General features: G+C 67.8%; 28 protein-coding genes. 20 read left to right on the top strand and 8 right to left on the bottom strand.

Annotation, left to right across the window (positions count from 1 at the left end; genetic code table 11):
• Positions 1-72: 72 nt before the first annotated feature.
• Entirely contained in the window at positions 73-1971 is a 1899-nt protein-coding gene (locus AC07NI_RS22005; RefSeq protein WP_494623085.1) for a peptide MFS transporter, read from the top strand.
• 274 nt (positions 1972-2245) lie between these two features.
• A complete protein-coding gene (locus AC07NI_RS22000; protein ID WP_494623083.1) occupies positions 2246-2743 on the top strand; it encodes a GNAT family N-acetyltransferase in 498 nt (165 codons plus the stop codon).
• Positions 2744-2856: 113 nt separating this feature from the next.
• Here AC07NI_RS22000 and tldD read toward each other — a convergent pair whose 3' ends face one another.
• The 4 genes from tldD to AC07NI_RS21980 form a co-directional block, all read right to left on the bottom strand.
• Entirely contained in the window at positions 2857-4287 is a 1431-nt protein-coding gene (gene tldD / locus AC07NI_RS21995) for a metalloprotease TldD (RefSeq protein ID WP_494623081.1), read from the bottom strand.
• Positions 4288-4487: 200 nt separating this feature from the next.
• Complete coding sequence (locus AC07NI_RS21990; protein WP_494623079.1) at positions 4488-5300, bottom strand: GIN domain-containing protein; 813 nt, start codon at positions 5298-5300, stop codon at positions 4488-4490.
• 18 nt (positions 5301-5318) lie between these two features.
• A complete protein-coding gene (locus AC07NI_RS21985) occupies positions 5319-5882 on the bottom strand; it encodes a DUF1700 domain-containing protein (protein WP_494623077.1) in 564 nt (187 codons plus the stop codon).
• Entirely contained in the window at positions 5879-6205 is a 327-nt protein-coding gene (locus AC07NI_RS21980; protein WP_494623075.1) for a PadR family transcriptional regulator, read from the bottom strand. The genes AC07NI_RS21985 and AC07NI_RS21980 overlap by 4 nt, the downstream gene beginning before the upstream one ends.
• 368 nt (positions 6206-6573) lie before the next feature.
• Here AC07NI_RS21980 and coxB point away from each other — a divergent pair, with 368 nt between their 5' ends.
• The 12 genes from coxB (at position 6574) to AC07NI_RS21920 (ending at position 18165) form a co-directional block, all read left to right on the top strand.
• The gene (coxB, locus tag AC07NI_RS21975; RefSeq protein WP_494623073.1) at positions 6574-7506 is read left to right on the top strand and encodes a cytochrome c oxidase subunit II; all 933 of its coding nucleotides are present in this window, start codon (positions 6574-6576) and stop codon (positions 7504-7506) included.
• Between the two features lie 26 nt (positions 7507-7532).
• Entirely contained in the window at positions 7533-9200 is a 1668-nt protein-coding gene (gene ctaD / locus AC07NI_RS21970; protein WP_494623072.1) for a cytochrome c oxidase subunit I, read from the top strand.
• 104 nt (positions 9201-9304) lie between these two features.
• Positions 9305-10312 carry a heme o synthase gene (cyoE, locus tag AC07NI_RS21965; protein WP_494623070.1) on the top strand — a complete coding sequence of 336 codons (1008 nt, stop codon included), beginning with the start codon at positions 9305-9307 and terminating at the stop codon, positions 10310-10312.
• Positions 10309-10458, top strand: coding sequence for a cytochrome c oxidase system small membrane protein (locus tag AC07NI_RS21960; RefSeq protein ID WP_494623069.1), 150 nt, complete (start codon positions 10309-10311; stop codon positions 10456-10458). Before cyoE ends, AC07NI_RS21960 begins: the two co-directional genes overlap by 4 nt.
• Entirely contained in the window at positions 10436-11101 is a 666-nt protein-coding gene (locus AC07NI_RS21955) for a cytochrome c oxidase assembly protein (protein ID WP_494623067.1), read from the top strand. Before AC07NI_RS21960 ends, AC07NI_RS21955 begins: the two co-directional genes overlap by 23 nt.
• Positions 11102-11167: 66 nt before the next feature.
• A complete protein-coding gene (locus AC07NI_RS21950) occupies positions 11168-12040 on the top strand; it encodes a cytochrome c oxidase subunit 3 (RefSeq protein WP_494623065.1) in 873 nt (290 codons plus the stop codon).
• A gap of 72 nt (positions 12041-12112) precedes the next feature.
• On the top strand, positions 12113-12475 hold the full coding sequence (locus tag AC07NI_RS21945) for a DUF983 domain-containing protein (RefSeq protein WP_494623063.1): 363 nt from the start codon (positions 12113-12115) through the stop codon (positions 12473-12475).
• On the top strand, positions 12468-13154 hold the full coding sequence (locus tag AC07NI_RS21940) for an SURF1 family protein (protein ID WP_494623061.1): 687 nt from the start codon (positions 12468-12470) through the stop codon (positions 13152-13154). Before AC07NI_RS21945 ends, AC07NI_RS21940 begins: the two co-directional genes overlap by 8 nt.
• Complete coding sequence (thrC, locus tag AC07NI_RS21935) at positions 13154-14551, top strand: threonine synthase (protein WP_494623059.1); 1398 nt, start codon at positions 13154-13156, stop codon at positions 14549-14551. Before AC07NI_RS21940 ends, thrC begins: the two co-directional genes overlap by 1 nt.
• A gap of 46 nt (positions 14552-14597) precedes the next feature.
• Positions 14598-15866, top strand: a complete 1269-nt coding sequence (locus AC07NI_RS21930) for a M16 family metallopeptidase (protein ID WP_494623057.1) — start codon at positions 14598-14600, stop codon at positions 15864-15866.
• A gap of 17 nt (positions 15867-15883) precedes the next feature.
• Positions 15884-16462: a GNAT family N-acetyltransferase gene (locus AC07NI_RS21925; RefSeq protein ID WP_494623055.1), complete on the top strand. Its 579-nt coding sequence runs from the start codon at positions 15884-15886 to the stop codon at positions 16460-16462.
• 35 nt (positions 16463-16497) lie between these two features.
• On the top strand, positions 16498-18165 hold the full coding sequence (locus tag AC07NI_RS21920) for a putative bifunctional diguanylate cyclase/phosphodiesterase (RefSeq protein ID WP_494623053.1): 1668 nt from the start codon (positions 16498-16500) through the stop codon (positions 18163-18165).
• Here the strand turns inward: AC07NI_RS21920 and AC07NI_RS21915 are convergent.
• Positions 18162-18746: a YqgE/AlgH family protein gene (locus tag AC07NI_RS21915; protein ID WP_494623341.1), complete on the bottom strand. Its 585-nt coding sequence runs from the start codon at positions 18744-18746 to the stop codon at positions 18162-18164. The two genes, AC07NI_RS21920 and AC07NI_RS21915, sit on opposite strands and share 4 nt — an antisense overlap.
• 127 nt (positions 18747-18873) lie before the next feature.
• Between AC07NI_RS21915 and AC07NI_RS21910 the strand changes: the two genes are divergently transcribed.
• The gene (locus AC07NI_RS21910) at positions 18874-19356 is read left to right on the top strand and encodes a peroxiredoxin (RefSeq protein ID WP_494623051.1); all 483 of its coding nucleotides are present in this window, start codon (positions 18874-18876) and stop codon (positions 19354-19356) included.
• 34 nt (positions 19357-19390) lie between these two features.
• On the opposite strand, the gene AC07NI_RS21905 is transcribed toward AC07NI_RS21910, so the two are convergent.
• A complete protein-coding gene (locus AC07NI_RS21905) occupies positions 19391-19837 on the bottom strand; it encodes a MarR family winged helix-turn-helix transcriptional regulator (protein WP_494623049.1) in 447 nt (148 codons plus the stop codon).
• Positions 19838-19964: 127 nt separating this feature from the next.
• Here AC07NI_RS21905 and AC07NI_RS21900 point away from each other — a divergent pair, with 127 nt between their 5' ends.
• Entirely contained in the window at positions 19965-20930 is a 966-nt protein-coding gene (locus tag AC07NI_RS21900; RefSeq protein WP_494623047.1) for an alpha/beta fold hydrolase, read from the top strand.
• Here the strand turns inward: AC07NI_RS21900 and AC07NI_RS21895 are convergent.
• Together AC07NI_RS21895 and AC07NI_RS21890 are read right to left on the bottom strand one after the other, a co-directional pair.
• On the bottom strand, positions 20927-21442 hold the full coding sequence (locus AC07NI_RS21895; protein ID WP_494623045.1) for a hypothetical protein: 516 nt from the start codon (positions 21440-21442) through the stop codon (positions 20927-20929). The genes AC07NI_RS21900 and AC07NI_RS21895 overlap by 4 nt on opposite strands.
• A gap of 2 nt (positions 21443-21444) precedes the next feature.
• Entirely contained in the window at positions 21445-23202 is a 1758-nt protein-coding gene (locus AC07NI_RS21890) for an acyl-CoA dehydrogenase family protein (RefSeq protein WP_494623043.1), read from the bottom strand.
• 181 nt (positions 23203-23383) lie between these two features.
• On the opposite strand from AC07NI_RS21890, the gene AC07NI_RS21885 reads away from it, so the two are divergent.
• The 4 genes from AC07NI_RS21885 to AC07NI_RS21870 are packed head-to-tail and all read left to right on the top strand — an operon-like array spanning position 23384 to position 26567.
• The gene (locus AC07NI_RS21885; RefSeq protein WP_494623041.1) at positions 23384-24016 is read left to right on the top strand and encodes a YceI family protein; all 633 of its coding nucleotides are present in this window, start codon (positions 23384-23386) and stop codon (positions 24014-24016) included.
• A gap of 31 nt (positions 24017-24047) precedes the next feature.
• Positions 24048-25331: a YceI family protein gene (locus tag AC07NI_RS21880; RefSeq protein ID WP_494623039.1), complete on the top strand. Its 1284-nt coding sequence runs from the start codon at positions 24048-24050 to the stop codon at positions 25329-25331.
• On the top strand, positions 25262-26239 hold the full coding sequence (locus AC07NI_RS21875; RefSeq protein WP_494623037.1) for an L-threonylcarbamoyladenylate synthase: 978 nt from the start codon (positions 25262-25264) through the stop codon (positions 26237-26239). The genes AC07NI_RS21880 and AC07NI_RS21875 overlap by 70 nt, the downstream gene beginning before the upstream one ends.
• 4 nt (positions 26240-26243) lie before the next feature.
• Positions 26244-26567 (top strand): 1-deoxy-D-xylulose-5-phosphate synthase, encoded by a 324-nt coding sequence (locus AC07NI_RS21870; RefSeq protein WP_494623035.1) that lies wholly within the window; start codon positions 26244-26246, stop codon positions 26565-26567.
• Positions 26568-26593 lie beyond the last annotated feature (26 nt).

Here is a 26593-nt window from a genome sequence, read left to right as displayed (position 1 = left end):
AATTGGGGTCGATGGGGATGATTTGACCGGGGGGTCAGGTTCCCGTCTCTCGTCACGTTTCAAGGCTAGCGTATGAATATCGTTATCGCCGCGGGCATCCTGGTCACGCTCGTGACCGGCATTCCCGTCCTGGTCCAGCTGCTGCGGGGCCACCCGCGCGGCCTGATCATCTGCTTCCTGGCCGAGATGTGGGAGCGCTTCTCCTACTACGGCATGCGCGGGCTGCTGATCTTCTACCTGACCCAGCACTTCCTGTTCGATCCGAAGGTCGCCAGCGGCCACTACGGCTCCTATACCTCGCTGGTCTATATCGTGCCCCTGCTGGGCGGCTTCCTGGCCGACCGTTACCTGGGCACCCGCAAGGCCGTGGCGTTCGGCGCCATCCTGCTGGTCGCCGGCCACCTGGCCATGGCGGTCGAGGGCAAGCCCGCCGTCCAGACCCTGACCTATGGCGACCACGTCTACACCTTCCAGTCCGACGGCCGGGGCGAGCAACGCGTCGCCAAGCTGATCGTGGCCGGCAAGCCCTATGACGTCACCGCCAGCGAGAAGGGCGACCTGGAGGTCAAGAACCTGCCGGCCGACGCCGGCCTGCCCGCCGTGATGCCCAAGGGCCAGTACAAGCTGGACGTCGAGGGCCGCGACCCGATGTACCTCAACATCTTCTGGCTGGCCCTGTCGCTGATCATCGTCGGCGTCGGCTTCATGAAGTCGAACGTCGCCGCCCTGGTCGGCCAGCTCTATCCGGTGGGCGATCCGCGCCGCGACCCGGGCTTCACCCTCTATTATTTCGGCATCAACCTGGGCTCGTTCTGGGCCTCGATCCTGTGCGGCATCCTAGGCGTCAATGTCGGCTGGTGGGCCGGCTTCGGCGCCGCGGGCCTCGGCATGCTGGCCGGCTTCATCGTCTTCGTGCTGGGCAAGCCCTGGCTGCTGGGCCGTGGCGAGCCGCCGCCCGAGGCTAAGCTGAAGGAGAAGGTTGTCGGCCCGATCACCCGCGAGGTGGTGATCTACGGCGTGTCGATGCTGGCCGTGCTGGCGGTGTTCCTGGTCGTGCAGCATACGCCGGTCGTCAACGTCACCCTGCTGGCCGGCATGTTCGGCTCGCTGGGCTACATCCTGTGGTTCGCCTTCGTGAAGTGCGACAAGGTCGATCGCGAGCGCCTGCTGCTGGCCACGGTGCTGGTGCTGGGCGCGGTGGTGTTCTGGACCCTGTTCGAACAGGCCGGCTCGTCGCTGAACCTGTTCGCGGCCACCAATATCGACCTCAAGCTCCTGTCCAAGCCCGTCGAGTGGTTCGGCGGCCAGGTGGTGCTGGGCGCGCCAGAGCAACTGGCGGCCGCCGGGATCTCGACCGAGGGCAAGTTCTGGGTCAATACGGCCTTCAACGCCGCCCAGACCCAGGCCATCAACGCCGGCTGGATCCTGATCTTCGCCCCGGTCTTCGCCGCCCTGTGGACGGTGCTGACCGCGCGCAAGCTGAACCCCAGCCCGATGATCAAGTTCGGCCTGTCGCTGATCCAGGTCGGCGCGGGCTTCCTGATCCTGCTGGTCGGGGCCCAGTTCGCCGACGGGGCCTTCAAGATCCCGCTGATCTTCCTGGTGCTGATGTACATGCTGCACACCACCGGCGAGATGTGTATGTCGCCGGTCGGTCTGTCGCAGATGACCAAGCTGTCGCCCGTGCAGATGGTCTCGTTCGTGATGGCCGTCTGGTACATGGCCCTGGCCATGGCCAACCTGTTCGGCAGTTGGATCGCGGCCATCGCCTCGACCGAGACCATCGGCGGCCAGGTCCTCGACCCGGGCGCGGCCATGGCGCAGTCGCTGCTGGTGTTCAAGATCATCGGCCTGGCCGCCATCGGCCTGGGCGTGGTGTTCCTGGCCCTGTCGCCGGTCCTCAAGAAGTGGTCGCACGGCGCGGACGAGACCACCGATCAGCCGATCGCCGACTCCACCGTGTCGTCCTAGAACAAAAGAAGGGCCCCAGCACGAACTGGGGCCCTTCAACGAGGCGCGGAGGGGCCGCGCCTCGCCTAACGGGTGGGAACGGCCTACGCAGTGGCTCAAACCACGCAGACCGCTTTCCGCTCCTACCCGAAGCGATTGGTAAAACCTGCCTCGCAAGGTGCCGTTGGCGGGCCTTCGGGGGAAGTTACAAGCGCGACAGGTGCATTAAACCTTTGAAAGGTTGCGCGTGGCGGCCGGTCGCCCTAGGTGCGTGGCTCCTGACGGAGGGGCCTCTATGACCGATCTTGTGAAGCCGCTGACGACCGCCGACCTGGCCGGTCCGGACGGCGAGGCCCTGCTGGCCCTGAACAACGCCCACGCCGTCGAGCTCTCCTGGCTGGAGCCGGAGAAGCTGGCGCATCTGGTGGACGAGGCCTTCGTGGCCCGCCGCGTGGGCGTGGCCGACGCCCTGTTGCTGACCTTCGACCAGGCCGCCGACTACGACAGCGTCAACTACCTGTGGTTCCGCGAGCGCTACCCGGCCTTCGTCTATGTTGATCGCGTGGCGGTGGCCGACAGCGCGCGGGGCAGGGGCCTGGCGCGGGCGCTCTATGACGACCTGTTCGCGGCGGCGCGGGCGGCGGGCCATGAGCGGATCGTGTGTGAGGTCAATTCCGATCCGCCGAACCCGGCGTCGGACAGGTTCCACGCGGCGCTGGGGTTCGTGGAGGTCGGTAGCGCCGAGATCCATGGTGGGAAGAAGACGGTGACGTATCTGGAGCGGGTGCTCTAGGCGCAGTGCGTCCTTCGAGGCGCGCTCAAGAGCGCGCACCTCAGGATGAGGGCGTTTGTACTGAATTCCTCATCCTGAGGCGCCCGCGCAGCGGGCCTCGAAGGACGCAGTGACTAAACCGCCGTCCCGCCCACCGTCAGACCGGTGATCTTCAGGCTCGGCTGGCCCACGCCCACCGGCACGCCCTGACCAGCCTTGCCGCACACCCCGATGCCGGGGTCGAAGTCGAAGTCGTTGCCGATCATCGTCACCCGGGTCAGGGCCGAGGGGCCGTCGCCGATCAGGGTCGCGCCCTTGACCGGGGCGGTGATCTTGCCGTCCTCGACGAGGTAGGCCTCGGTGCACTGGAAGACGAACTTGCCGTTGGTGATGTCGACCTGGCCGCCGCCGAAATTGGCGCAGTAGAGGCCGCGCTTCAGCGAGGCGATCATCTCCTGCGGATCGTCATTGCCGGCCAGCATGCCGGTGTTGGTCATGCGCGGCATCGGCATGTGGGCGTAGGACTGGCGGCGACCGTTGCCGGTGGCCTGCATGCCCATCAGGCGCGCGCTCATGCGGTCGTGCATGTAGCCCACGAGGATGCCGTCCTCGATCAGGATGGTGCGCTCGGTCGGCGTGCCCTCGTCGTCGATGGTCAGCGAGCCGCGGCGGCCCGGCAGCGAGCCGTCGTCGAACACCGTGACGCCCTTGGCCGCCACGCGCTCGCCGATGCGGCCCGAGAAGGCGCTGATGCCCTTGCGGTTGAAATCGCCTTCCAGGCCATGGCCGACGGCCTCGTGCAGCAGCACGCCGTTCCAGCCCGGGCCGAGCACCACGTCCATCTCGCCGGCCGGGCAGGCGACGGCGTCGAGGTTGACCATGGCCATGCGCAGGGCTTCGTCGACCTGGTCCTGCCACTTGTCGGGGCTGATCCAGGCGGCGAAGCCGGCGCGGCCGCCGGCGCCGGACGAACCGCTCTCGCGGCGACCGTCCTTCTCGACGGTGACCTGGACATTGACCCGCACCAGCGGGCGCACGTCGCGGATCAGCTTGCCGTCGGCGCGCAGGATTTCGACCACGCGACGCTCGCCGGCCAGCGAGGCCATCACCTGCACGACGCGCGGATCGCGGGCGCGGGCGAAGGCGTCGATCTCCTGGAGGAGGCTGACCTTGTCGGAGAAGTCGGGGGCGCTGACGGGGTTGTCCTCGCCGTAGAGGCGCTCGTTGGTGGAGCGCGGCCCTTCGGCCGAGACGCCGGCGTAGCCGCGCTTGGCCAGCTTGGCCGAATCGGCGGCGCGGCCGATGGCGGCCTCGGAGATCTCGGCGGCGTGGGCGTAGCCGGCCGTCTCGCCGGCCACGACGCGGAGGCCGAAGCCTTCGCCGGAATCGTAAGAAGCGCTCTTCAGGCGTCCGTCGTCGAAGACGAAGGCCTCGCTCTCGGAGCGCTCGAGGAACAGTTCGCCATCGTCGGCGCCCGCTAGGGCTTCGCCGAGGATCGACTGGGCGCGGTCACGATCGACGCCGGCGGCGTCCAAAAGGGAATGGGCGGAGATGGGAGCGTTCATGGGCCTACAGGTAGGCTTTCCGAACGCGTCCGTCACCCCGCCCCCTTTGTCACACCATTCCCCGATCTTCCCGGCGAAAGCCGGGATCCAGATCGTAGGGCTGAGAGGCGCATGCAGAAACGCCCGCGATCCTGTCCGGACCACGGGCGCTCTTGCATCTGGGCCCCGGCGTTCGCCGGGGAGAACGGATATTTTGGAGATCAGTACTCGCGGCGGATATCGCCCGAGCCGGTGATCTCGCTGCTGACCGTCTTGGGTTCGGTGCGCAGCTCGACGTCGCCGCTGCCGGAGATGTCGATCTTGGCCTTGTTGGTGGCGAACACCGCGCCGCCGCCGCTGCCGGAGACGTCGAAGACGGCGTCCTTGGCCTTCAGGTCGGTCAGGTTGACGTAGCCCGAGCCCGAATTGTCGACCGCGACGGTGTCGACCCGGCCGGCGGCCTCGACGTCGCCGCTGCCGCTGACCTGCACGGCGAAGGCCGGGTGGTCGAAGCGGCGGATCTCCAGGTCGCCCGAACCGCGGACGTCGAACTTGGTGACGTCCGGGGCGATGACCGTGATCTTCATCCGATCGGAGTCGCTTTCGACATGCACGCCGAACGCGTTGATCGTGATGCTGTCGTGGTCGACGCCGTCATTGTCGGCCAGGGTGATGTGGCCGCCGTCGACGCGCAGGCGGTCGATGTAGCTCTTGGGTCCCGAGGCGACGATCTTGGCTTCGGCGCCCTGGACGAAGACCACGTCGACCGGCAGGTCGATGATCAGCTGGTCCGTCCCCGACCAGTTGAAGGTGCGGTCGACGCTGGGCTCGGCTTGTCGGCCCTGGACGAAGTGGCGTCCGGTGCGCACGACCTTGCCGTTTTCGCGGATGACGATGGTCTCGTCATGGTCCAGCGGCAGGGTCCAGCCGTTCTTGAGGATCTCTGGGCCGGCGAGAGCCGCCACCCCGGCGAAGCAGCCGATGGCGAGCACGAAGCTGGCCCCGGCGACGATGAGCGTATTGCGGATCAACATTGTCCCCTCCTATTCCGCTCAGGCTTGGTCCATGGCCGGCTTCAGCAGCCGGAAGTGAAGACGGGCGTACCAGACGACCGCGTTGAAGACCCCGACGGTGGCCAGCGTCAGCAGGGCGCCGAGGCAGGTGGCCACGCCCATCAGGCCAAGGCCCGTCAGGAAGGCCGTGATCGGGCCGCCAGGCGGTCCGGTCAGAGGTCCGGCGGCGAAGACGAAGCCGCCCGCCACGAAGATGGTCACCACGGCGACCAGGATCCCGAACAGCGCCCCCAGCACGCCCATCAGCAGGGGCAGCAGGAACATCACGTCCAGGGCCCCCAGGCCCAGCAGGGCCAGGACCGCGCCCATGGCGTTGGAAGGGTTCTTGCGTTCCTCCCACTGCTTCAGCCCGGCCTCGGCGCGCATTTCGCGAGCCAGGCGGTCGGGGTCGCCGAGCGCGGCGGCCGTCTCGGCTTCACTGCGACCGGCGGCTTGCGCGTCGGCGAAGTGGGCCTCGTGATCGGCGACGATGTCGGCGATGGTGGTCACCGGCAGGCCGGCGAGACCCCGGCGCAGACGGGTGATGAACTCGGCGCGGGTCATGCGGCGGCTCCCACGATGGCGTTGACCGCGTTCGAGAACGTCGACCATTCGGTCTTCTGCTGCTCGAAGCTCCGACGGCCAGCGGCCGTCAGGCGGTAATACTTGCGCGGCGGACCACTCTGGCTCTCCACCAGGTAGGTCTCGACCAGCCCATCCGACTGCATGCGGCGCATCAGCGGATAGATCGTCCCTTCCCCCATATCGATGTCCCTCGTCAGCCTGCTGGCGATCTCGTAGGCGTAGCTGTCGGCGTGCGAGAGCAGGGCCAGCACGCAAAGCGCCAGCACGCCTTTCTTCAGTTGGATTTCAATCGTTTCCGGCACGGCGTCCTTGCCTCCGTTGATGCTCTCTTCTACCGCCAGGTACTGACTGACGCAAGGTACCTACTCATGAACGATACGTAATGATGCGGACGGGCGTTTTGGGGCTTCCTGAGAACGGTTCGCGACTGGAGCGCCCCAGGCCGGGGATAACGGGCAATCCCATGCCGCGAGCGTGGTCTCTGGTGCTTGGCAACCGCTGGGGATGCGCGTATGCAGCCTCCGGACCGGTCCTTGGGGCGGGCTGCCGTCGATGCGCGATTCTATGAGCGCGAAGTCGATTGCGGAGCGCGCTGGGATCGTAATGTGCAAGTCGGCGCGGGGCGGCCTTGATCGGGCTCAAACCGCCGCCGAAACGGGCCGTGAGGGATATGCAGGCGCAATTTTCGGGGATTAAGCGGTTCATGACGGGCGCGTCCGCCCTCGCCGCCACGATGATGTTCGCGGGGAACGCCCTCGCCGAGGATCTGCTGGGCCAGCCGACGCCTGGCGCGATCGACCTCCAGCCGGCCGCCTCCGTGCTGAAGCACGACGCGATCCGCTTCCACAACCTGATCCTGATGCCGATCATCACGGCCATCACGCTGCTGGTTCTGGGCCTGCTGATCTGGATCGTCGTTCGCTACAATAAGAAGGCGAACCCGGTTCCGGCGAAGTTCAGCCACAACACCACGGTCGAGATCATCTGGACGGTCGTCCCGGTGCTGATCCTGATGCTGATCGCGATCTTCTCGTTCCGCCTGCTGTTCGCCTACAACAACATGCCCAAGCCCTACATGACCGTGAAGGCCACGGGCTATCAGTGGTACTGGGGCTACGAGTACCCGGACCAGAAGATCAGCGAAATCGTCTCGCTGCCGCTGACCAAGGCTCAGGCCGACGCCAAGAAGGTCCCGTACCTGCTGGCCGCCGACAAGGCGATGGTCGTTCCCGTGAACCAGGTCGTCCGCGTCCAGGTCACCGGCGCCGACGTCATCCACGCCTTCGCCCTGCCGGCCTTCGGTCTGAAGATCGACGCCATCCCCGGCCGCCTGAACGAAACCTGGTTCAAGGCCGAGAAGATCGGCGTGTACTACGGCCAGTGCTCGGAACTCTGCGGCGTCGACCACTCGAACATGCCGATCGAGATCCACGTGGTCTCGCAGGGCGAGTTCGACAGCTGGGTCAAGGAAAAGGTCGCTCCGCCGGCCGCCGCTGCTGCTCCGGCCGCTCCGGCCGCCGCCGCCGCCGTGACCCCCGCCTCGGCTCCTGCCGCCGCTCCCGCTTCCGCTCCGGCCGCGGCTCCCGCCGCGCCGGCGGCCTAAGAATACGATCGTAGGATAGAAGTCCGATGGCTCACGCCGCAGACACTCACGACGCGCACGGCGGTCACGACGACGCCGACCACAAGCCGCCCTTCATCGCCCGCTGGTTCTTCTCGACGAACCACAAGGACATCGGCACGCTCTACATCCTGTTCGCCATCATGGCGGGCCTGGTCGGCGGCGCCCTGTCGGGCCTGATCCGCTGGGAGCTGATGGAGCCGGGCATCCAGGTGTTCACCGACAACGGCCTGCTGGCCCAGCTCGGTGTCTTCAAGGGCAAGCACGGCTACAACGCCGTCGTCACCGCCCACGCCCTGATCATGATCTTCTTCATGGTCATGCCCGCCATGATCGGCGGCTTCGGCAACTGGTTCGTCCCGATCATGATCGGCGCGCCGGACATGGCCTTCCCGCGGATGAACAACATCTCGTTCTGGCTGCTGGTCGCCGCCTGGGTCCTGCTGGTCAGCTCGATGTTCGTCGACGGCGGCCCGGGCCACGGCTTCGGCGGCGGCTGGACGATCTATCCGCCGCTCTCGACCATCGGTCACAAGGGTCCGGCCATGGACCTGGCGATCCTGTCGCTCCACCTGGCCGGCGCTTCGTCGATCCTGGGCGCGATCAACTTCATCACCACGATCTTCAACATGCGCGCGCCGGGCATGACCCTGCACCGCATGCCGCTGTTCGCCTGGTCGGTGCTGATCACCGCCTTCCTGCTGCTGCTGTCGCTGCCCGTTCTGGCCGGCGCCATCACCATGCTGCTGACCGACCGTAACTTCGGCACCCACTTCTTCGACCCGGCCGCCGGCGGCGACCCCGTCATGTTCCAGCACCTGTTCTGGTTCTTCGGTCACCCGGAAGTGTACATCCTGATCCTGCCCGGGTTCGGCATCATCAGCCACATCGTCTCGACCTTCTCCAAGAAGCCGGTCTTCGGCTACCTGGCGATGGCCTACGCCATGGTCGCCATCGGTTTCGTCGGCTTCGTCGTGTGGGCTCACCACATGTACACCGTCGGCATGAGCATCAACCTGCGCGCCTACTTCGTGGCCGCGACGATGATCATCGCCGTCCCGACGGGCGTGAAGATCTTCTCGTGGATCGCCACGATGTGGGGCGGTTCGATCAGCTTCAAGACGCCCATGCTGTGGGCGATCGGCTTCATCTTCCTGTTCACCGTCGGCGGCGTGACCGGCGTGGTCCTGTCGAACGCCGGCATCGACTACAGCCTGCACGACACCTACTACGTCGTCGCCCACTTCCACTACGTGCTGTCGCTGGGCGCCGTGTTCGCCATCTTCGCCGGCTTCTTCTACTGGTTCGAGAAGATGTGGGGCGTGAAGTACAACGAGTTCCTGGGCTGCCTGCAGTTCTGGATCATGTTCGTCGGCGTGAACCTGGTGTTCTTCCCGCAGCACTTCCTCGGCCTGCAAGGCATGCCGCGTCGCTACGTCGACTATCCGGAAGCCTTCGCGAAGTGGAACTACGTGTCGACCGTCGGCTACATGATCACCGCCGCTGGCGTGGGCGTGTTCCTGATCCTGCTGCTGGAAGCCGCGATCCGTCGCCGCCCGGCGGAAGCCAACCCGTGGGGCGAAGGCGCCACGACGCTGGAATGGACGCTGTCGTCGCCGCCGCCGTTCCACCAGTTCAGCGAACCGCCGGTGATCAAGGAAGACAGCCACCACTAAGGTGTCCTGTCGTCCGTAACCGGACCTAAAGCGGGGGCGCGGCCGGGATCCTTAAGGGTCCAGGCCGCGCCCTTCGCCCATTCAAGACCGATATATTCCCCTCGATGTCGAAGACCCTCGCCATGACCTCGGAAACGGCTCAGCCGGATACGACGCAGACCGCCAGCTGGAAGGACTATTTCCAGCTGATGAAGCCGCGCGTCATGTCGCTGGTGGTCTTCACCGGCCTCACGGGCCTGCTGGCGGCGCGCGCGCCGATCCACCCCGTTCTGGGCGCGATCGCGGTGTTGTGCATCGCCGTCGGGGCCGGCGCCTCGGGCGCGCTGAACATGTGGTACGACGCCGACATCGACCAGCAGATGCGCCGCACGCGCGGCCGCCCGGTCCCGGCCGGTAAGGTCAAGGGCGAGGAAGCCGCCTCGCTGGGCGTGGTGCTCTCGATCCTGTCGGTGATGTTCCTGGGCTTCGCGATCAACTGGTTCGCGGCCGCCCTGCTGGCCTTCACCATCGTCTTCTACGCCGTCGTCTACACGATGTGGCTCAAGCGCTGGACGGCGCAGAACATCGTCATCGGCGGCCTGGCCGGCGCCCTGCCGCCCGCCATCGGCTGGGCCGCGGCCACGGGCTCGGCCCCGCTGAACGCCTGGCTGATGGTGGCGATCATCTTCTTCTGGACCCCGCCGCACTTCTGGGCGCTGTCGCTGTACGTCACCACCGACTACGCCAAGGCCGGCGTGCCGATGCTGCCGGTGGTCAAGGGCGCCAAGGAAACCCGCAAGCAGATCCTGCTCTACAGCCTGGTCCTGATCCCCATCTGCCTTAGCCCCGTGCTGACCGGCCTGGGCGGCCCGATCTACCTGGCCGTGGCGGCCTTGGGCGGCGCGGTGTTCCTGATCCTGGCCTGGCGTGTCTTCACCAGCAAGGCCGGCGACGCCTCCGATCCGCGCGTGGCGGACCGGGCCCTCTACGACGTCACCGAGGACGAGAAGGCCGCCGGCTCGAAAGCCGCCCGCAACCTGTTCGCCTTCTCGATCCTCTATCTCTTCGCCATGTTCGCCGCCCTGCTGGGCGAAGCCGTGTCGGGCGTCCACGCCCTGGAGCTGCTCAAGTGAATCAACCGGTAGACAAAGATGCGGCCCAAAAGGCTCGCAACGGTCGCAACATCGCGCTGGGCTTAGGCTTGGTGGCCTTCGTGGTCATGGTGTTCGTGGTCACCCTCGTGAGGCTCGGCGCCAATGTCGCCCATCCGCACGTCTAAGAAGCCCGTCAAGGGCGAGGGGCTGACGCCCCAGGAGCAGGCCGCCCGCCGCAACGGCAAGGTGGCGCTGATCTGCGCGGCCGCCTTCTTCGGCATGGTCGGCGCGGCCTATGCCGCCGTGCCGCTGTACAAGATGTTCTGCCAGGCCACAGGCTTCGACGGCACGGTCCGCAAGGCCGAGGCCAAGCCGGACAAGGTGCTGGACCGCAAGGTCACCATCCGCTTCGACGCCAACATCCGCGAACTGCCCTGGAAGTTCGAGACGATGCAGGCCAGTCAGGACGTGCGGATCGGCGATACGGGCCTGGCCTTCTTCAAGGTCACCAACCCCACCGACAAGCCGATGACCGGCCGGGCGCTGTACAACGTGGTGCCGGAAGCGGCGGGGCCGTACTTCCAGAAACTGGAGTGCTTCTGCTTCTCCAGCCAGACGATCCAGCCCCACCAGACGGTGGAATTCCCGGTCGTCTACTTCGTGGATCCGCAATACGTGAAGGATCCCGAGACCGTCGGAAAGAACGAGATCACGCTCAGCTACACGTTCTTCCCCGCCGTCGATGGCGACAAGACGAACAAAGTGGCGGCCGTAGCGGCGCCTCGCATCGTGGAACCCCTTGGCGGCGCACCGTCGAGAGGGCTATAGCGTTTCAGAACGACCGGCGCGGGGGGACCAGCGCCGCGTCAGAGGGATATAAGGGTTAGCAGCAACATGGCCGGCGCCGTCAAACACGACTACCACATCCTTCCGCCCAGCCCGTGGCCCTTCGTGGGCTCGGCCGCAGCCACCGTCATGGCCATTGGCCTGATCGGCTGGATCAAGGGTGGCGTCTTCGGCATCGAAAAGGGCAACTGGGCCATTTTCGCCGCCGGCATCGCGGGCGTGCTCTATACCATGTTCGGCTGGTGGTCGGACGTGGCCAAGGAAGCCAAGGCCGGCGACCACACCCCGGTCGTCTCGATCGGCCTGCGCTACGGCATGATCCTGTTCATCGCCTCGGAAGTCATGTTCTTCGTGGCGTGGTTCTGGATCTTCTTCGAGATGGCCCTGTTCCATCATCACCGCACCCTGTCGGCGATCGAGGAAGTCCGTACGGCCTGGGCCACCTGGCCGCCCGCCGGCGTCGAGACCGTCTCGCCGTGGCACCTGCCGCTGGTCAACACCCTGACCCTGCTGCTCTCGGGCACGACCGTCACCTGGGCTCACCATGCTCTGCAGGTCGGTGACCGCAAGGGCGCCAAGTGGGGCCTGATCCTGACCGTGCTGCTGGGCGCGCTGTTCACGACGATCCAGATCTACGAGTACAGCCACATCAACCACGAGCAGCTGTTCTATTCGGAAGCCGCCGTGAACTCGGGCCTGTACGGTTCGACCTTCTTCCTGGCCACCGGCTTCCACGGCTTCCACGTGTTCGTCGGCACCCTGTTCCTGATCGTCTGCCTGATCCGCCTGCTGAACGGCGCCTTCACGCCCAAGCAGCACTTCGGCTTCGAAGCGGCCGCCTGGTACTGGCACTTCGTGGACGTGGTCTGGCTGTTCCTGTTCGCGTTCATCTACGTGATCTTCGGGGCCTCGCCCCACTAAGGTCGCAAGATCCCAAGGGGCCCGGAGCGCACACAGCGTTCCGGGCCTTTTTCGTTTCAAGGCTTAGCCTGCATGACCAAGACCAATCCCTACGCCGCCGGCGCGCGCGGCCTCTGCCCCAACTGCGGCGAGGGCCATCTGTTCGAGGGTTTCCTGAAGGTGGCGAGGTCCTGCGAGGCCTGCGGCTTCGACCTGGGCAAGTTCGAGACCGGCGACGGCGCGGCGACCTTCGTGATCCTGATCGCCGGCGCGGTCTGCGCGTTCGGGGCGCTGTTCTCGATGTTCGCCTGGAACTGGCCGGTGTGGCTGTTGCTGATCATCTGGCTGCCGGCGGTGCTCGTCTTGACCCTGGGCCTGATGCGTCCGGCCAAGGGCCTGATGGTCGCCGCCCAGATCGCCCACAAGGCCTCGGAGGCCGGTCGCGACCATGTCTGATCAACCCGCCAAGAAAGCCGGCTTCCCGATCGGCCTGACGATCGCCACGGCGATTGCGTTCGCCATCCTGTGCGGCCTGGGCGGCTGGCAGGTCCAGCGCCTGCACTGGAAAGAGAACCTTCTCGCTCGCATCGAGACGCTGAAGACCGCGCCGGCCGTGCCGATCAGCCAAGTCCTGACCGCCCAGGCCAAGGGCGATGAGATCGCCTGGACCCGGGTGGCGGTCGATTGCGCGCCGGTCGAGGCCGCGCCGCTGCCGCTGGCCTATGGCGTGCGAGACGGCGACATGGTCTGGCGCGCCCAGGCGCCCTGCGGGATCGAGGAAGGTCCCTACGACCTGATCCTGGTCGATCGCGGCGTCGTCCCCAGCCTGACCGGCCAGGTTAGCGCGCCCGCCAAGGCCTTCGCGGCGCCGAGCCACGTCGTCGGCGTGCTGATGCCGATCAAGCAGCTGGGCGGCGACCGCGCCCAGGTCCTCAAGCGCTTCCCCGAACGCCAGGCCGCGCCGCTGGTGCTGATGGCCGAGAGCGAGACCCCCGCGCCGGCCGAAATCACGCCCGCGCCGCTGCCGGCAGAAATTTCCAATCGGCACATGGAATACGCTCTTACGTGGTTCGGTCTTGCCGTAACCCTGCTGTTTATCTATGCCGCCATGCTCTGGCGGAGATTGAGACCCTGATGCGCTATGTGTCGACCCGCGGCCAGTCCGCACCGATCGGCTTCCTGGATGCGGTGCTGGCCGGCCTGGCCCCCGACGGCGGCCTGTATGTGCCCAGCGAGTGGCCCAGCTTCTCGGCCGCCGAGATCGCGGGCTTCGCGGGCAAGTCTTACGCGGAGGTCGCCGCCGCCGTGGTCGGCAAGTTCGTCGGCGACGACATCCCCAAGGGCGACCTGCTGCACATGTGCGAGGAGGCCTACGCCACCTTCGCCCACACGGCCGTCGTGCCCGTCAAGCAGCTGACCGCCAACCGCTACCTGCTGGAGCTGTTCCACGGCCCGACCCTGGCGTTCAAGGACGTCGCCATGCAGCTGCTGGGCCGCCTCTACGACTATGTGCTCGAGCGCCAGTCGCGGAAGATGACCATCATCTGCGCCACCTCGGGCGACACCGGCGGCGCGGCCGTCGAGGCGTTCCGCGGTCGCAAGAACGCCCGCATCGTCGCGCTCTTCCCGGAAGGCCGCATCAGCGAGGTGCAGCGCCGGTTCATGACCACGGCCGTCGACAGCAACGTCGCCTGCATCTCAGTGCTGGGCTCGTTCGACGACTGCCAGCACATCGTCAAGCAGGCCTTCCAGGACGACCAATTCCGCCACGCGGTGGACCTGTCGGGCGTCAACTCGATCAACTGGGCGCGGATCGCGGCCCAGAGCGTCTACTACTTCACCTCGGCCGTCGCCCTGGGCGCACCCAACCGCGAAGTGGCCTTCGTGGTGCCGACCGGCAATTTCGGCGACGCCTACGCCGCCTTCGTGGCCAAGAAGCTAGGCTTGCCGATCCATTCGGTGACGGCGGCCACCAATTCCAACGACATCCTGGCTCGCGCCATCGAGACCGGCCGCTATTCGCGCGGGTCCCTGGCCGCGACCCAGAGCCCGGCCATGGATATCCAGGTCGCGTCCAACTTCGAGCGCCTGTACTTCGAAGCCGTCAGCCGCGACGGCACCGAGACGGGCCGCGCCTTCCGCGCCTTCGCCGATACGGGCCTGCTGGATATCCCGCCGAGCGCCCATACCTGGATGCGCGAGCTGTTCCGGGGCGCGTCGGTCAGCGAGGCCGACACCGCCAAGACCATGCTCTCGACCCTGAACGAGACGGGCGAGGTCATCGACCCGCACACCGCCGTCGGCCTGGCCGCCGCGGCTGGCGTGGACGTCCCGGCCTCGGTGCCGGTGGTCGTGCTGTCGACCGCCCACCCGGCCAAGTTCCCCGAAGCCGTCCAGGCCGCCACGGGCCTGCTGCCCAGCACGCCGCGCGCCACGCCGGACCTCTCCAAGAAGCCGGAGAAGTTCGAGCGTCTGCCCGCCGACGGCTCGTCGGTGAAAGCTTTCGTGCGGACCTTCGCGGCCAATACTTGAAGCCGGACTGGTGTTTAGGCGTGCGAGCGCCTAGATACCGCCGCTCATGACCACGATCCTCCGCACCCTGCCCAATGGCGTCCGCGTCGTCTGCGACCCGATGCCGGGCCTTGAAACCCTCGCTCTTTCCGTCGTGGCGGGGCGTGGGGCGGCCTATGAGGATCCGGCGCGGTCGGGCTGGTCGCACCTTCTTGAGCACATGGTGTTCAAGGGCGCGGGCGACCGCTCGTCGCGCGACATCGTCGAGGTCATCGAGAACCAGGGCGGCTCGATCAACGCCGCCACCGGCTATGAGCGCACCAGCTTCCAGGTCCGCGCCCTGAAGGGCGGCCTCGACCTGGGCATGGACGTCATCGCCGACCTCGTCCGGCGTCCGACCTTCGACCCCGCCGACCTGACCCGCGAGAAGCAGGTGGTGAAGCAGGAGATCGCCGAGGCCGCCGACGCGCCCGACGACTATGTCTTCGACCTGATCCAGCGCGCCGCCTGGGGCGACCACCCGGTGGGCCGTCCGATCCTGGGCAGCGACGCCACGGTCGAGGCCGCCACGGTCGAGGCCCTGTCCGACTGGCGCGGCCAAGTCTACGCCGCCGACCGTCTGGTGGTCAGCGCCACCGGCGCGGTCGACGAGGCCGAGCTGATGGCCGCCGCCGAGCGCGCCTTCGGCGACCTGCCCGCCACCCCCGGCGCAAGCGTTCCGGAGGCGGCGGCCTTCATCGGCGGTCCGCAGGCCGAGACCCGCAAGCTGGAGCAGGCGCATCTCGTCTTCATGCTGCCGGCCTGTGGCGCGCGTGAACGGGACTATTTCGCCCTGCGCATCTTCGCCGAGACCCTGGGCGGCGGCATGTCTTCGCGGCTCTTCCAAGAGGCGCGGGAAAAGCGCGGCCTCGCCTACAATATCGACGCCTATGCCGACACCTATGCCGACCACGGCGCGCTGGGCATCTATGCCGGTTGCGCGGCCGGCGACGCGGTCGAGACCGCCAAGGTCTGCGCCGAGGAGCTGGTCAAGCTGGCCGAGCGCATCGACGACGCCGAACTGGCCCGCGCCAAGGCGCAGCTGAAGGCCCACATGTTCATGGCCCGCGAGCAGCCGCTGTCGCGGGCGGAGCAGGGGGCGGGGCAGGTGCTGCTGTTCGACCGCCTCTATCCGACGACCGAGCTGGCCGCCGAGGTCGATGCCGTGACCCCCGCTGACGTCGCGCGCCTGGGTCAGCGGCTGCTGAGCGGCCAGGCCGCCACCGCCGTGCTCGGCGCCAAGTCGTCCCTGAAGGCCGGCGAGGCGTTCAGCAAGGCGTTGTCCTCCAAGGCCTGACATCCGAAGGTGCGGTCGTGAGTGCTTTGCTGCCGTTCCTGAAAGCCCGCCCCCGTCTCCAGCTGGAGGGGCGCCAAGTCTATCTGCGGCCGCCGCGTCCGCAGGACCATCGCGCCTGGGCGGCCCTGCGGGCAAAGTCCCGTCCGTTCCTGGAGCCTTGGGAGCCGGCTTGGCCCGAGCATGACCTGACCCGGGCCGCCTTTCGCGCCCGACTCGGGGCCTATGCCCGCGAGCTTGAGCTGGGCGAAGCCTATCCGTTCTTCATTTTCCGCCGCGAAGACGACGCCTTCGTCGGCGCCGTGCGGCTTTTCCACGTGCGACGTGGCGTCGCTCAGACCGGATCGATCGGATACTGGATCGGCCAGTCCTATACTCGGCAAGGCTTGATGAGCGACGCCGTCCAGACCTTGATCCGCTTTGCTTTCACGGGTCTGAACCTTCACAGACTTGAAGCCGCGTGCATGCCGCAGAACGCCGCTTCGGCCGCCCTGTTATTGAAATGTGGGTTTTCTGAGGAAGGATATGCGCCCGCTTATTTGAAAATTAACGGCGGTTGGCGAGATCATCGTCTGTTCGGCATGGTCGCGCCCGAGTAGGCGCCGCGACCCGACCGACGATTTTTGGGACGGGCATGTCTTTCAAGACGAGTGAGCGACGGATCTGGGACACGACCGCCACGCTGGAAGCGTTGGGCGGCGCCGATGTCGCGCTGTGGATCTGGGAGCCGGAAGCCGACCGTCTGCGCCTGAACGGCGCCGCGCGCGCCTTGGGTCTGGGCCCGTTGGCCCCCGAATGTTCGTCCGCCGCCTTCCGCGCTCTGGCCCTGCCGCAAGATCGCGCCCAGGCCGAGGAAGTCCTGAAGCTCCGCGAACCCGGCCATGAGGTCGTCGCCCGCTTCCGCGTGCGCGGCGGCGAGACCTGCCTGTGGCGGGGCGTGTGGCTGGAAGAGGGCGTCCGCGCCGCCGGCGTCGTCGCCCCCGAAACCAAGTTCACCGCTTCGGAGCGCTGCGAGCTCACTGGGCTCCTGGATCGCCGCAGCTTCATCGCCCGCGCTCGCGAGCGCCTGCACCAGGACGGCATGCACGAGCTGGTCGTCGCCGACCTGGATCGCCTGCGCCGCCTGAACGAGGCCCTGGGCCACGAGCGCGCCGATTTGGTCCTGGCCGCCCTAGGCTCGCGCCTGGCCGCCGCCTTCCCGGGCGACGCCATCCTGGGCCGCATCGGCGAGGACGAGTTCGCCGTGCTGTGCGAGCCGCAGGGCTACGAGCCGTCCGAACTGCTGCGCCAGGCCCTGGAGCAGCCGCTCCGCGTGGCCGGCTTCGATATCCACCCGACCCTGTCGATCGGCGCGGTCTCGGCCGAAGGCGGGCTGGACGCCCCCGACGCCGCCGAGCTGCTGCGCCGCGCCGAGCTGGCCGTCGAGGCCGCCGCCGCCGCTGGCCGTGGCGGCGCTGCCGCCTATGGCCGCTCGATGGAGACCGACGGCCTGTCGCGCCTGGCGCTGGAGGCTGACCTGCGCGGCGCCATCGCCCGTGGCGAGATCAAGCCCTACTTCCAGCCGGTCGTGCGCCTGTCGACGGGCGCGCTGTCGGGCTTCGAGGCCCTGGCCCGCTGGATCCACCCGCGTCGCGGGATGCTGCCGCCCGACGAGTTCCTGCCGCTGATCGAAGAGATGGGGCTGATGAGCGAGCTGGGCGCGCACATGATGCACACCGCCGCCAAGCAGCTGGCCACCTGGCGCGACGCGCACCCGGCGATGGGCGCCCTGACCGTTTCGGTGAACCTCTCGACCGGAGAGATCGACCGCCCCGGCCTGGTGGCCGACGTGGCCGAGACCCTGCGTGTCAACCGCCTGCCGCGCGGCGCCCTGAAGCTGGAAGTCACCGAAAGCGACATCATGCGCGACCCCGAGCGGGCCGCCGTGATCCTGAAGACCCTGCGCGAAGCCGGCGCGGGCCTGGCGCTCGACGACTTCGGCACCGGCTTCTCGTCGCTGTCGTACCTGACGCGCCTGCCGTTCGACACGCTGAAGATCGACCGCTACTTCGTCCGCACCATGGGCAGCAACGCCGGCTCGGCCAAGATCGTCCGCTCGGTCGTCAAGCTGGGCCAGGACCTGGACCTGGAAGTCGTGGCCGAGGGCGTCGAGAACGCCGAGATGGCTCATGCCCTGCAGTCGCTGGGCTGCGACTACGGCCAGGGCTTCGGCTACGCGCCGGCGCTGTCGCCGCAGGAAGCCGAGGTCTATCTGAACGAGGCCTATGTCGACGGCGCGGCCCCGGTGAAGGCGCGCGGTTAGGCTCTGCCCGCCGTCGCCGACAGGTGGTCGGCGGTGATCCCCAGCTTGGCCAGCGCCCGGGTCCACTTGTGCTCGTGGTCCTCGTCGAACAGCAGGCCTTCGTCGGCGTCGCAGATCAGCCAGACGTTCTCGCGCAGCTCCTGCTCCAGCTGTCCCGGACCCCAGCCGGCATAGCCCAGGGCCAGCATCGCCTTGCGCGGACGCTTGGCGCTGGCCATGGCGTCCAGCACGTCCCGCGTGGCGGTCAGGCCGACGCCGTCGGCCACCGGCAGGGTCGAGTCCGGCGAGGTGAAGTCGTCGGTGTGCAGGACAAAGCCGCGCTCGCGCTCCAGCGGACCGCCTAGCAGGACGAGGTCGCCAGGGGCCTGGATTTCGGACTTCACGCCCAGCCGTTGCAGCAACTCGAACACGGTCAGGCCGTCGACCGGGCGGTTGACCGCCAGACCCATGGCCTGGTCCTCGTCGTGGGCGCACAGATAGAGCACGGTGCGCTCGAAACGCGGATCCTCGATGCCGGGCATGGCCACCAGGAGCCGCCCGATCAGGAACTCGCCGTCTTCATCGTCGGTGGTGCTGTCCATCATGAGAGCATTGGCACGAGGTGTGACGGTTTCAAGTCGCAGAACGTTTTAAAGCGTGCTTGGCGACCGCCCTCGCGAGGGATATTCGAGCAGGCGCAATTCAAACGCACACGAGGAAATACGGCCCATGGCGATCAAGGTTGGCGACACGCTGCCCGCGGCGACTTTCATGACCAGCACGGCCGAAGGGCCGGCGCCGATCAGCACCGACGACATCTTCAAGGGCAAGACCGTCGCCCTGTTCGCCGTCCCCGGCGCCTTCACCCCGACCTGCTCGGCCAAGCACCTGCCGGGCTTCAAGGAGAAGGCCGACGAGCTGAAGGCCAAGGGCGTCGACACGATCGCCTGCGTCTCGGTCAACGACGTCTTCGTGATGAAGGCCTGGGGCAAGGACCAGGGCATCGACGGCGAAGTGCTGCTGCTGGCCGACGGCAACGGCGCCTTCACCAAGTCGGTCGGCCTGGACTTCGACGGTTCGAAGTTCGGCATGGGCGAGCGCTCGCAGCGCTACTCGCTGATTGCCAAGGACGGCGTCGTGACCCAGCTGCACGTCGAGGAAGCCGGCCAGTTCAAGGTCTCGTCGGCCGAGTACCTGCTGGAACAGCTGTAAGACCCGAAGGGCGCGGCGGCAGCCGCCGCGCCCTTTATTCCTTCACGATCGCTTCGTGCAGCGCCTGGATCCGCTTGTTGAGCGCCCCCAGGTCAGCGCCTTCCATGCCGGACCGCTCCAGCAGCGTGTCGTTCAGGCATCCCGAGCGGCCCAGCAGGGCGCGCCCGGCTTCCGTCAGTGTCACCTCGACCTTGCGCTCGTCCTCGAGCCCGCGCCGCCGCGCGACCAGGCCGGCGGCTTCCAGGCGTTTGACCAACGGCGTCACGGTGCTGGACTCCAGGTCCAGGCGTTCGGCGATGCCGCCGATCGTTATCCCTTCACCAGCCTCGCCCAGCACGTTCAGCGTCAGGTACTGCGGATAGGTCAGGCCCAGCGCGTCGAGCAGGGGCTTGTAGGCGCGCGTGATCGCCATGCTGGTGGCGTACAGGGTGAAGCAGAGCTGCTGGTCCAGCGGGTACGGGGGCGGGGGCTTGGTCGTCATGCATCCTTCATACCACGAAAAATGATATCGCGATAAACAAAATGCTGGACAGAGTCGCGGTGGCGCTTTAGATCGCTTCTCGTTATCGCGATAATCATTATCGCGGTTAAGAAATGAGGGTTGATCCATGAGCCAGTCGAACCAAGCTTCCCGTCGCGGCGTGATGACCGCCGGCTTCGGTCTCGCCGCCGTGGCGGCCGCCTCGCTGGGCGCTTCCGCCCAAGCCGCGACCCCGAAGGCTACCGCCGCGAACCGCGCCCAGAGCGGTTTCGTCACCGTCCAGGACGGCGTCCAGATCTTCTACAAGGACTGGGGCCCCAAGGACGCCCAGCCGATCGTCTTCCACCACGGCTGGCCGCTCAGCGCCGACGACTGGGACGCCCAGATGATGTTCTTCCTGGGCAAGGGCTATCGGGTCATCGCTCATGACCGTCGCGGTCATGGCCGCTCGACCCAGACCGACACCGGCAACGAGATGGACACCTACGCCGCCGACGTCATCGCCCTGGCCGACCATCTGGACCTCAAGAACGCCATCCACGTCGGCCACTCGACGGGCGGCGGCGAGGCGATCCACTACGCGGCGCGCGCCAAGCCGGGCCGGCTGGCCAAGGTCGTGCTGATCGGCGCCGTGCCGCCGGTGATGCTGAAGTCGGCCAAGAACCCGGGCGGCCTGCCGATCGAGGTGTTCGACGGCTTCCGCACAGCCCTGCTGGCCAATCGCGCCGAGTTCTACCGCGCCATCCCGGCCGGGCCGTTCTTCGGCTTCAATCGTCCGGGCGCCAAGGTCAGCCAGGGCCTGATCGACAACTGGTGGCGCCAGGGCATGACGGGCGGCATCAAGGCCCACTACGACTGCATCACGGCCTTCTCGGAGACCGACTTCACCGACGACCTTAAGAAGGTCGATGTGCCTGTGCTGATCATGCACGGCGAGGACGACCAGATCGTGCCGATCGCCGACAGCGCCCACCTGGCCATCAAGCTGGTCAGGAAGGGCACGCTGAAGACCTATCCGGGCCTGCCGCACGGCATGGCGTCCACCCACCCGGAAATCATCAACGCCGACCTGCTGGCCTTCTTCAAGGCCTAGGGATAGGTGGGTTCCTCGTCGCGCCAGCAGGGCTCCAGGGCCGTGTTGGCGCGTCCCCACCAGGCACCGACCGTTCGACCGCTAAGGTCGTTGAGGGTCACGCCCATCATGTCCGGGCCCGACATCGACAGGCTCCAGCTGCCGCTGTGGACGGGCGGGGCGGCGATAAAGGCGTCCTTGATCTCGCGCCAGCGGTACGGCTTGACGGGCGGCAGGGCGTCGATGCTGTCCAGCACCTTGGCCAGGGCAGAGCATGTCCGGCCGTCGGCCCACTTCACGACCCTCTCCGTCTGGCCCGCGCGCTGGCCCATGGTCCAGCTCTGCATGGTCTCGCGGCGGACGACCCAGATCGGCGGCGGATCGGCCAGCACCTCGCCGTGCGCACCCACCGTGGTCCGGCGGCTGAACATGACCCGCACGCTGTTCGACCCATATGGGCCGCCGCCGCTGTTACTGACCGCGAACCACGGCGCGGACGGATGGGCCATGTCGAACGGCAGGTCCGCCAGCATGTCTAGGCGCCCAGCACTTCGGGGGTCATCGCCTCCAGATCGGCCGCGCCCAGCATGACGCCGGCCGCCGCGCCCGGGACCTGGGCCAGCACCGACTCGGCGAAGACCCGGGCCAGAGCCCGCTTGCTCTCGGCCCAGGCCGCATCAGCCTCGCCGGCAGCCGCCAGCGCGCCCTTGGCCAGCATCCAGCCACCGACCACATCGCCCAGCAGCTTCAGATAGGCCGTGGCGCCGCTCAGCGCGTCCGGCATGGATTTCGTACGACGCTCGATCAGCCAGGCGGTGGCCGAGGCGGCGGCGTCGAGGGCGGCCTCCAGGCGCAGCCCGACGGCCTTGAGATCGCCGGCAAGCAGCACGTCGATGGTGTCGCGGATGTCGTCCATCAGGTCGCCGACCGCCTGGCCCTCGCCCATCATCAGCTTGCGGCCGACCAGATCGATGGCCTGGATGCCGTTGGTGCCTTCGTAGATCGGGGCGATGCGGGCGTCGCGATAGTGCTGGGCCGCGCCGGTCTCCTCGATGAAGCCCATGCCGCCGTGGATCTGCACGCCCTGCGAGGCGACCCAGACGCCGACATCGGTCGACCAGGCCTTGGCGATCGGGGTCAGCAGCTCCTCGCGTAGCTTGGCGGCCGTGCGGGTCGCTTCGTCGGCGGCGGCGCGCGACAGGTCGGCGGCGACGGCGGTCGACAGGCAGATGCCCCGCGCGGCCTCGATATGGGCCTTCATCAGCACCAGCGAGCGGCGCACGTCCGGATGGTCGAACAGGCGGGCGGGGTAGGCGCCGGTCCAGGCCGAGCGGCCCTGGACGCGCTCCTGGCTGAAGTTCAGGGCCTGCTGGTAGGCGCGCTCGGCGATGGCCACCCCTTGCGCGCCCACCTGCAGGCGGGCGGCGTTCATCATCACGAACATGTTCGGCAGGCCTTGGCCCAGGCCCCCGACCAGCTCGGCCTTGGCGCCCTCGAACAGCATCACGCAGGTGGGCGAGCCGTGGATGCCCAGCTTGTGCTCCAGCCCGCCCACGCGCACGGCGTTGGCCTCGCCCAGCTTGCCGTCGGCGTCGACCAGCACCTTAGGCGCCAGGAACAGCGAGATGCCCTTCACGCCGGGAGGGGCGTCGGGCGTGCGGGCCAGGATCAGGTGGACGATGTTGTCGGTCGCGTCGTGGTCGCCCCACGTGATGAAGATCTTCTGGCCGGTGATCTTCCAGCCGCCGTCGCCATCGGGCGTGGCCATGGTCGTCAGGGCGGCCAGGTCCGAACCGGCCTGCGGCTCGGTCAGGTTCATGGTGCCGGTCCACTCGCCGGAGACCAGCTTCCCCAGATAGGTGTGCTTCTGGCTGTCGGTGCCGCACAGCTCCAGAGCCTCGATGGCCCCCAGGCTCAGCATCGGGCAGAGGCCGAAGGCCATGTTCGAGGCCTGGATCATCTCCAGCACCGCCACTTCCAGCGTCTTGGGCAGGCCCTGGCCGCCGTGCTCGACCGGCGCGGCGAGGCTGGCCCAGCCGCCTTGCGCGAACTGCTTGTAGGCGTCGGCGAAGCCGGGGGCGGAGCGGACCACGCCGTTCTCCAGCCTGGCGCCGACCAGGTCGCCCTGGCGGTTCAGCGGGGCCAGCACGTCCGCGGCGAAGGCGCCGGCCGCTTCCAGCACCGCGGCCACCGTGTCGGCGTCGGCTTCTGGGAAGGCGTCGGCCAGCCGCCCGAAATCCGCCGCATGTCGCAGCGAGAAGGTGAGGTCGCGAACAGGCGCGCGATAAGTCATGCCGGCTTACTCCAAAGGGACGCCGATCTGTTTAGGCGGGGTGACGCAGCGTCGCCAAGGCGTCTTTATGAGGGTGGATCACGGGCTCGTGATCAGCTGGGCCTTTAAAGCCGTGTTGGACTACTTAGATCGGGGAACTGCAACCAGTGCTGTTGTAATTCCTTTCCTGGAGCCCTCCCCGATGTATCGTCCTTACGCCTATGCCGCGCTCGCCGTGGCCCTCTTCACGGCCCCCGCCGCTCTGGCCGCCCCGGGCGTCTCGTCGGTGAAGCCGACCGACCTGCCCGCCGGCCACTACGTGCTCGACAAGACCCACGCCTCGGTCGTGGCCAAGCTCAAGCACATGGGCTTCTCGAACTACCAGTTCCGCTTCACCAAGGTGGACGCCGAGTTCCACTATGATCCGAAGACCCCGGAAGCCGCCAAGATCAACGTCACGATCGACCCGGCGTCGGTCGACACCGCCACGGGCGCCGACGCCTTCGGCCTGAAGTTCAACAAGGAACTGGCCGGCGACGGCTGGCTGGAAGCCGCCAAGTACCCGACCGTGACCTTCGCCTCGACCGCCGTGAACGTCGGCGACGGCCAGCACGGCACGGTGACCGGCGACCTGACCCTGCACGGCGTCACCAAGCCGGTGACCCTGGACGTCACCTTCAACGGCGTCGGTTCGGGCATGATCCCGCTGCAGACCCGCACGGGCTTCTCGGCCTCGACGACCATCAAGCGTTCGGACTTCGGCGTCAGCAAGTACGTGCCGCTGGTCGGCGACGACGTGACGCTGAACATCGAAGTCGAGTTCGAAAAGAAGTAAGCCAGAGCACTAGGGAATCTGGGAGATGTCCATGGCCGCGAGCCGTACGCGCTACACGACGGTGGCGATCGTCATCCATTGGCTGATCGCCGCGGCCATCATCTTCCAGATCATCCTGGGCTGGCGGATGGGCGACGGGCCCAAGGGCCCGACGACCTACGCCCTGTTCCAGCTGCACAAGTCGATCGGCATCACCATCCTGCTGCTCAGCCTGGCGCGGCTGGCCTGGCGGCTGTTCAACACGCCGCCGGCCCCGCCCGAGGGCCAGCCGAGGTGGGAGCGGACCGCCTCGCACATCGTGCACTGGGGCTTCTACCTGATCATGATCGGCCTGCCGCTGACCGGCTGGCTGATCGTCTCGACCAGCCGCGTGCCGATCCCGACCCTGCTGTACGGGGTGATCCCGTGGCCGCACATCCCGGGCCTGCCCGAGCTGGCCGCCGCGCCCAAGCACGCGTGGCATCAGGTCGGCGAGCTGGGCCACGGCCTGCTGGTCAAGACCACCTACCTGCTGCTGGCCCTGCACCTGGGCGCGGTGGCCAAGCACCAGATCCTCGACCGCGACGCGGTGTTCGGCCACATGGCCGCCGGCGCCAAGCCGGGGATCAAGGAGCCGCGCCTGTGGCTGGCCGCCGCCGGCCTCGCCGCCGTGGTCGCCGCCGGCTACCTCTACATGCCGGCCACCAAGGCCAAGCCCGTTGCGCCGGCTCAGGTCGCCGATCCGGCTCCTGCGGAAGCGCCGGCCCCAGCCGCCGCCCCGTCCGCCGAAGCCGCCCCGCCCGCCGTCGAGGCTCCCGCGCCGGTCGCCGAGTTCAAGGACCCCGTCGCCTGGGCCGTCCAGAAGGGTTCGACCCTGGGCTTCTCCGCCACCTGGTCGGAGAACGCCATCGAGGGCCGCTTCAAGACCTGGACCGCCGACATCTTCTTCTCGCCCGAAGCCCTGGATCGCTCGAAGCTGACCGTGGCCATCGACACGGCCTCGGTCGATACCGGCGACGCCCAGCGCGACCAGAGCCTGCCCAGCGGCGACTTCTTCGACACCGCCGAGCATCCGAAGGCCACCTTTACCGCCACGAAGTTCCGCAAGACCGGCGAAGGCAAGTTCATCGCCGACGGGACCCTGGACCTGCGCGGCGTGAAAAAGCCGCTCAGCCTGCCCTTCACCCTGAAGATCGACGGCGACACGGCGACCGCGCGGGGTGTAACGACCCTGGACCGGACGACGTTTGGAGTTGGGCAGGGCGAATGGGCGTCGACGGACGAAATCGCGGCGAAGGTGAAGGTCAGCTTCAGCCTGACCGCCAAGAAGAAATAGCAGCCGCCGCCGACGCCTTGCGCGCCGGCGGTCTGGTCATCCTGCCGACCGAGACGGTCTATGGGCTCGGGGCCGACGCCTCGAACCCGGCGGCCGTGGCGGCGATCTTCGAGGCCAAGGGCCGGCCGCGCTTCAACCCGCTGATCGCCCACGTCGCCGACCTGGAGACCGCCGCGCGGATCGCCAATTTCGACGACCGCGCCTGGGCCCTGGCCCGCGAATTCTGGCCGGGCCCGCTGACCATCGTCGCGCCGATCAAGGACACCGCCGTCGTCTGCGACCTGGCTCGCGCCGGGCTCGACACCGTGGCCATCCGCGTGCCGGGCCATCCCGTATCGCACGCGGTGCTGGAGGCGTTCGGCGGCGCCGTCGTCGCGCCCTCGGCCAACCGCTCGGGCCGGCCCAGTCCGACCACCTATGCCGACGCCGTCGCCGAGACCGGCGACAAGGCCGCCGCCGCCCTGGATGGCGGCCCCTGTGCCGTCGGCCTGGAATCCACCGTGGTGTCGGTCCTCGGCGGCGAGGCGCGTCTGCTAAGGCCCGGCGCTGTCACCCGCTTCCAGCTGCAACGGATCGTCGGTCCGCTGGCCGAAGCCGAGGACGACGCCAAGCGCTCGCCGGGCCGCCTGGCGCTGCACTACGCCCCGGACGCCCCCGTGCGGATCAACGCTAGGACCCCGGAGGCCGGCGAGGCCTATCTGGCGTTTGGCGACTGGCCGCAGAGCCCGCGCGTTTTCAACCTGAGCCCGGCCGGCGATCTCGCCGAAGCCGCCGCCAACCTTTTCGCGTACCTACGCGCCGCCGACCGTCTGCGCCCCTCGGCCATCGCCGTCGCGCCGATCCCGGAAGACGGCCTGGGCGAAGCGATCAATGACCGGCTGCGTCGCGCCGCCGGCTTCGTAGGATAGACCAATGAAGAGCAAGTCCCGGATCATGTATGTCGAGGACAAGTCCAAGGGCATCAACGGGCCGGCGCGGATCGGGCGGGTCGTCTCGTCCAAGAGCGGCGAAACCCTGCACTATGCCGGCCAGACGTTCTTCGCGCTGCGCCATTCGGGCCTGAAGGCCAATTTCCAGGACAGCGTCACCGGCCATCCGTACTGGATCGCCCGGGCGCGCAAGGACGGCGCTGACCGCCTCTTCAAGGGCGCGGGCGATCCGGCCGTGATCGACGACAATGTCCGCGAGGAATATTGGCGCGACATCCGCGGCATCCCTGACCCGGCCTTGGGCTAGGACCGCGCGAGGCCTATAGTCCGCCC

It is taken from the genome of Caulobacter sp. GW821-FHT10E02, assembly GCF_059415225.1.
Note: the sequence above shows the minus strand (reverse complement) of the source record. Positions and strands in the feature narration are given on the sequence as shown.